Below are 1,160 nucleotides of genomic sequence, written 5' to 3' on the forward strand. Positions count from 1 at the left end.
CTAGTGTCCTGCGCCAGAGATCCGTCGGCAGAAGCGGGCGAGGGAGTCGAGGATCTCTTGGGCTGTCTTGGTCCAGATGAACGGCTTGGGGTCTTCGTTCCAGTCCTTGACCCATGCCCGGATGTCGGCTTCGAGGGCCTGGATGTTCTTGTGTGCGCCGCGGCGGATCATCTGGTGGGCCAGGTAGCCGAACCACCGCTCGACCTGGTTGATCCAGGAGGAGCCGGTCGGGGTGAAGTGCAGCTCGAACCTTGGGTGTTTGGCCAGCCAGGCCTTGATCGCGGGAGTCTTGTGGGTGCCGTAATTGTCCACGATCAAGTGGACCTGCAGGTGCGCGGGCACCTCCTTGTCGATCCGGATCAGGAACTTCTTGAACTCCACGGCCCGGTGCCGGCGGTGCAGGGCACTGATGACCTCGCCGGTGGCGACATCGAACGCGGCGAACAAGGTGGTCAGGCCGTTGCGGACGTAGTCGTGAGTACGCCGCTCGGGCATGCCGGGCATTATCGGCAGCACCGGCTGAGACCGGTCCAGGGCCTGGATCTGCGACTTCTCGTCCACCGAGAGGACCACCGCACCCTCGGGCGGGTTGAAGTACAGACCCACGACGTCGTAGACCTTCTCCACGAACAACGGGTCCGTCGACAGCTTGAAGGTGTCCGCCAGATGCGGCTTGAGCTGGAACTTCCGCCAGATCCGGCCGACGGTGGACTTCGACAGACCACTGTGCTCCGCCATCGACTTCCGCGACCAGTGGGTGGCGTTCTTCGGGATCTCCTCCAGCGTCGTGACCACGACCGCCTCCACCTGGTCAACGCTGATGGTGGGCGGCCGGCCCGGCCGGGGCTCGTCGACCAGGCCGTCCAGCCGCTCCGCCAAAAACCGCCGCCGCCACTTGCGGACGGTGTCGGCGGCCACCCGCAACTCGCGGGCCACCACGACGATTGGCGGTACCTCCGGCCCCGCGCATGCCAGCACAATCCGCGCCCGCAAGGCCAGGGCCTGGGCCGATGTCGGCCGCCGCGTCCACCGCTCCAACACCGCCCGCTCGTCATCAGACAGCAGCAACGGTTCCAGCTTCGGGCCCCGACGAGGAACTGACGCACCAGCAGCAGAAGTCACACAACTACTAACGATCAACTACTGGCGCAGGACACTAG

The 1,160-nt window shown here is 65.5% G+C and carries 1 protein-coding gene; it reads right to left on the reverse strand.

The genetic code is table 11. From position 1 onward, the window contains the following. Entirely contained in the window at nucleotides 1-1,122 is a 1,122-nt protein-coding gene (locus ACIBK0_RS51955) for an IS630 family transposase (protein WP_399097567.1), read from the reverse strand. Nucleotides 1,123-1,160: the final 38 nt, after the last annotated feature.

Source organism: Streptomyces sp. NPDC050564 (genome assembly GCF_044457265.1).
Taxonomy (GTDB): domain Bacteria; phylum Actinomycetota; class Actinomycetes; order Streptomycetales; family Streptomycetaceae; genus Streptomyces.